The organism is Halolamina salina (genome assembly GCF_042678005.1).
GTDB classification, from domain to species: Archaea; Halobacteriota; Halobacteria; order Halobacteriales; family Haloferacaceae; genus Halolamina; species Halolamina salina.
This window is the reverse complement of the sequence record NZ_JBHUDH010000114.1, coordinates 1498-6473: the sequence shown is the minus strand read 5'-3', so window position 1 is coordinate 6473 and position 4976 is coordinate 1498. Positions and strand designations below refer to the sequence as shown.

Below are 4976 nucleotides of genomic sequence, written 5' to 3'. Positions count from 1 at the left end.
ACGCCGACAGCGACGGGCTCCACCGCGCCCGCGTCACGCGACCGATCGGGCCGTCCGGACCGAGCACGGCGGCCCCGCTCTCTGGCGTCGGGTCGTCGTCCGTAACCTCCGCTTCCCCGTCCACGTCGTCCAGCGCCGCCCGCCCTTCGGGCTCGTCGAGTTCGACTCCCCCCTCCACCCCCGGCAGTTCGCCGGCGGCGTCCGGCGTCGCTTCCACGTTGCCCTGTGGCTGGCTCTCGACCAGCGCGTCGGCGACGGCGTCGGGGTTCTCACCGCGGTACTTCTCGAACAGCCGGTCCTCGGCCTCCTCGAGGATCCCCGCGGTCTCTTCGAGGATCTCGTCGTTGGGGTCCGGGCGGGGGACCATCTCCTCCTTCTCGGGATCGATGTCGATCAGCACGGACTCCATCTCCCGGAGGTCTTCGAGGGAGGCCTCGAGCTGGTCGTTTGCCATCAGCGAGAGGATCGTCTCGGGGTCGTTGATGAACGCCTGGAACGTCGCCGCCACCTGCGTGTACGTGTTGAGTCCCTCGTGGATCAGGTAGGCCAGCACCGTCTGCCGCTTGAAGATTTCGTCGTCGAGCCGCTGGCGGTCCCACCCGCGGTCGAACATGATCTCGTCCAGCGTGTTCGAGTCGCCCATCTTCAGGAACTCGTCCGTCTCGGCCTGCCACTGGTAGACGTCCTGAACGTTGATCTCGTCGTTCTCGGCGTCGTAGTGGTTGATCTCCGTGAGGGACTTGTTCCGGCGGACCTTGTGGCCCTGCACCCGGGTGGAGGTCTGGATCGAGACGAGGTCCAGCGCCGTGAACATCGTCTTCGAGACGTTGATCGGCTCGGTGGTGAACCGCTTGAGCACCTCGCCCACGTTGTCGGCGTGGAACGTCGTGTACGTGGTGTGGCCCGTGGACATGACCTGGAACAGCGTTCGCCCCTCCTCCCCGCGGATCTCGCCCATCACGATGTAGTCGGGGCGCTGGCGGAGCGCGGCCTCCAGCAGGTCGAACTCGTCGACGTCGCCCTTGTCGTCGTCGGAGAACGAGGGGCGCGTGACCGAGGCGATCCAGTTGCGCTGGGGAAGCTCGACCTCGCGGGTGTCCTCGATCGAGACAATCTTCGTGTTCGACGGAATGAACAGCGAGACGGCGTTCAGGCTGGTGGTCTTCCCGGAGGCCGTCCCGCCGGCGAAGATCAGCGACTTGTGGTTCTCGATACATAGCCAGAGGAACGCCATCTGGTCGAGGCTGAACGTCTGCCAGTTGATGAGGTCCACCGGCGTGAACGGCACGTCCTTGAACTGGCGGATGGTGTAGTTGGTCCCGTGGTCGGAGACCTCCCTCCCCAGCGTGAGCTGGGCACGGGAGCCGTCCGGGAGCGTCGCGTCGACCTGCGGGCGGCGCTTGGAGATACCCTTCCCCGAGCGCTGTGCCAGCTTCACGACGAAGTCGTCGAGCTCGTCCTCGCCGTGGTAGACGTTGGTGATGATCTGCTCGTAGTCGGAGTGATAGACGAAGACGGGGGAGTTGTAGCCGTCACACGAGATGTCCTCGACGTTGATGTCGTGTTTGATCCCGTCGATGCGCTCGTAGCCGATGAAGTCCCGTTCGAGGAAGTACAGCAGCTTCTCGACCTGATACTCGTTGAGCGTGTCCTCGTCCTCCTCGAGCAGCGCGGGCTCGGGTCGGACCTCGATCCCCTCCAGCTGCCGGACGCCCTCGACCGGCTCCTCGTAGCCCAGCAGGTCGACGACGCGGCCGGAGATGCCGCGGCTCGGGTCGAGGCCGAACGCGTCGGCGACGCGGTTGCCAAGCCCGCCGCGCTCGCCCGGCTCGTCCGGATCATCGTAGAGGTCGTAGCGCTTGAGCAGCTCCCGCGTCCGGCTCTCGATCACCGACCGCCGGTGGTCCTCGTCGCCCGCGGTGCCGCCCTCGTCCTCGTACTTGATCGACGCCCGGAGCTTGTCGGTCAGGTAGTCGCTGAGCTCGTCCTCGATCTGGGTGAGGTGAGGCTCGACTACGTAGTATTTGATCTCGTTCTCCTTCGTGGAGTGGAAGATCACCACGTAGGAGTAGGGTTTGTTCACCCAGTAGCGGTCCCGCTCCCGAAAGTGCTGTTTCTTCGCCAGCGGGACGGTCTTCTCCAAGTCGTAGCGGTTGGCGACGGTCGTCCGTCCCTGCGTGTCCGAGAAGAACGCGTCCTCGTCGATCTCCTCGTCCACGTCGACGGTGCGCTCGTCGACCAACTCCTTGAGCTCCTCGCCCGCCCGCTTACAGTCGGCCATCGTCTGGTCGATGGTCTCGGCGGGGAAGCCAAGCGCCGTCCCGGGGTCGAACTCGACCGGCTCACCGTCGCTGTCGGTCGGCGCCTCCCCCTCATCGTCGTAGAAATACTCGCGCTTGTAGTCCTCCCAGCCGTAGATGTCCTTGATGACCGGCGTCTCGTCGTAGCCGATCAGCTCCGAGTAGTCGGTGATGTCCGCCGCGACCCGGCCGGCGGCGCCGATCCGGGCCTCGATCTCCCACGGCGGGAACCCCAGATACTCCTCGGGGTCCACGTCGGTCCGTTCCCAGTCCTCGGGCGTGAGTTCCCGCTCCTCTTCGCCCCAGCGCTCGCTGCCCGGCGTCTCGTCGAACCGCCGGTAGAGCGCTCTCGCCGCCTCGCTCTCACCGTGCTCCCGAAGGAAATCGTCCCACGTGTACGAGCCGACGACGGCGTCCGGAGCCGTCCCGGTCCCCTCCCCGGGTTCGACCCCGTCGTCCACGTCTCCATCGAGTGGGCTCGGGGTCGAGTCCCCCTCGTCGGTAGCCATTGACTACTTGGACAACAAACTCCGCACGCAAAAACTCTCCCCCCGGAGTATCAACACGGAGAACTGCAACGACGAAGCTCTTTGGGGTTCCGGTCCCCCACTCCGCCCATGCGCGACCTCGACGAGACGGACCTGCGGATCATCGAACTGCTGGCCGCGGACGCCCGCCGGCCGTACAGCGAGATCGGCGACGACGTGGGACTCTCGGGACCGGCGGTGTCCGACCGCGTCCAGCGACTGCGGGACTCCGGCGTGCTGGAGCGGTTCACGGTCGACGTGGACCGCTCGCAGCTCCGGGCCGGCGTGCCGGTGTTCGTCCGCCTCGTCGTCGACGACGGGCTGGCCGAACTCCGGGAGCGCGTCTCGGCGGCGAGCGCGGTCGAGCACCTGTTCGTCACCGCCGACGAGGAGCTGCTGTTCTCCGCCCGCGCGGAGGCAAACGGCGTGCGCGACTGGCTGACCGATCTCGTCGGCGACGCCGACGTGCGCGACCGCGAGGTGCGCGTGCTCGACGAGATGGAGTGGAGTCCCGCGCTGGGCGGTGTCGAGTTCGCGCTGACGTGTGACGAGTGCGGCAACACCGTCGACAGCGAGGGGGAGACCGAGCGCCTCGGCGGCGACGTGTACCACTTCTGCTGTCCCTCCTGTCGCTCGCGGTTCGTGGAGCGCTACGAACGGATGGAGGAAGGGGCGGAGTGATCGTGGTTGGGTCGTTGATTAGGTGATTTTCGGCTTTTCGTGGTTCGGAGTTACTGTAACAGCGACAGCGCCTCGATCGTTGGCACCTTGTGACCGCACCGCCCCGCACCGCCCTCACTGCTCGCGGCTCAATTCGTTCGCCGCTCGCTTCGAGCCGATTTGCATCGCCTTCGGCGAGTTTTTCCCGCCTCGCTTCCTCCCCAGCCGGCTCGCTCCCGTCGGTCGCTCGTCCTCCGAGAGAGCAAGCTCTCTCGTAGCACTCCCGTTCGCCAATAGAAAATCGCCGATTTCTGATGCCGGATCTCGTGTCCGACACACTGCGGTCGCAAGCGGCCTACGGACGAGATACTCACCGAACATCTTCTCGGTAGGGATCAGCCGGATACCGGCAGCACTAATTGCCAGAGGCCGACCAACAAACAGCATGATCATACGCATCTGGCACGGATGGACGACGCCCGAGAACGCTGAGGAGTACGAACGGCTCGTCGTCGAAGAGAACTACGAAACTATCGCCGAACGAACCGGCGACGGATACCGTGGGTTCGAGATAGCTCGCCGTGAACAGGACGGCGACGAAATCAAGTACGTCACCATTACGCGGTTCGACTCGTGGGAGGCCGTCGAAGAGTTCGGCGGTGAGAACCCCGAAGAAGCATACGTCCCGCCGAAAGCTCGGGAACTGCTCACCGATTACGACGAACGAGTGGAGCACTACGAGGTGCGGGACGGCGAAGAAATCTGAGGGGCTGACTGCGAACCGCCGAATCAGTTCCGGGTGAGGGCGATATAGCCGACAGACTCGCGGTGTGTTCGACGAGAGAGTCGACACCGCTGAGACCCACGGCGAGGGTGACCACCTCCAACTCTCCGACGAACGCGCGGGGTTCGGCACCGTCTCCGTCGGGTTCGAAGGAAACCGCACCGTCGTAGTCCCCGATCTATCGGGCCGCGAGACCGTGTTGCGGGTGGCTTTCGATCCCGGAATAGTTGCCCGCGGTGACCGAGTCGTGGTCGGAGAGAAACGCAGCAATCTTCGTTGCGGTGCGCTCGGTGTCGGTCCAGCTACCGGCCTACTTCCCGAACTCCTCCGGCTGAATGCGGGAGAGCCGCATCGCGTTCCCCGTCACGCCCAGCGTCATCCCGGCGTCGCCGATCAGCACCGCGGCCCAGATCGGCACCAGCCCGAACGGGACCGCCAGCGCGAGCCCCGCCTTCACCGCGAGACTGGTCCAGATGTTCTGCCGGATCACGCCGTTGGCGTCGCCCGAGAGCTCGTAGAGGTACGGCAGCCGCGAGAGGTCGTCGCCCATCAGCGCGATGTCGGCGGTCTCGATCGCGGTGTCTGTCCCCGCCGCGCCCATCGCGACGCCGACGGTCGCCGTCGCGAGCGCGGGCGCGTCGTTGATGCCGTCGCCGACCATCGCCACGACGTGGCCAACCTCGCGGAACTCCTCGATGACAGTCT

Annotated in this window: 4 protein-coding genes and 1 pseudogene; 2 read left to right on the top strand and 3 right to left on the bottom strand. The window is 65.7% G+C overall.

The window, feature by feature from the left end:
* Positions 1 to 2809: type II/IV secretion system ATPase subunit (locus ACFR9S_RS10080; RefSeq protein ID WP_379818543.1), on the bottom strand; the 2809-nt coding region annotated here is incomplete at its 3' end.
* Between the two features lie 108 nt (positions 2810 to 2917).
* Here ACFR9S_RS10080 and ACFR9S_RS10075 point away from each other — a divergent pair.
* Both ACFR9S_RS10075 and ACFR9S_RS10070 read left to right on the top strand, forming a co-directional pair.
* Positions 2918 to 3508: an AsnC family transcriptional regulator gene (locus ACFR9S_RS10075; protein ID WP_379730742.1), complete on the top strand. Its 591-nt coding sequence runs from the start codon at positions 2918 to 2920 to the stop codon at positions 3506 to 3508.
* A gap of 424 nt (positions 3509 to 3932) precedes the next feature.
* Positions 3933 to 4253: an antibiotic biosynthesis monooxygenase family protein gene (locus ACFR9S_RS10070; protein ID WP_379730741.1), complete on the top strand. Its 321-nt coding sequence runs from the start codon at positions 3933 to 3935 to the stop codon at positions 4251 to 4253.
* Between the two features lie 196 nt (positions 4254 to 4449).
* Here the strand turns inward: ACFR9S_RS10070 and ACFR9S_RS10065 are convergent.
* Together ACFR9S_RS10065 and ACFR9S_RS10060 are read right to left on the bottom strand one after the other, a co-directional pair.
* Positions 4450 to 4551: pseudogene (locus ACFR9S_RS10065) on the bottom strand (hypothetical protein); the annotation flags it as partial.
* A gap of 30 nt (positions 4552 to 4581) precedes the next feature.
* On the bottom strand, positions 4582 to 4976 hold a 395-nt coding region (locus tag ACFR9S_RS10060), incomplete at its 5' end, for an HAD-IC family P-type ATPase (protein WP_379818542.1).

Coding starts and splice junctions, on each gene's coding strand:
- ACFR9S_RS10075 (WP_379730742.1), top strand. CDS start 2,918: ATGCGCGACCTCGACGAGACGGACCTGCGGATCATCGAACTGCTGGCC.
- ACFR9S_RS10070 (WP_379730741.1), top strand. CDS start 3,933: ATGATCATACGCATCTGGCACGGATGGACGACGCCCGAGAACGCTGAG.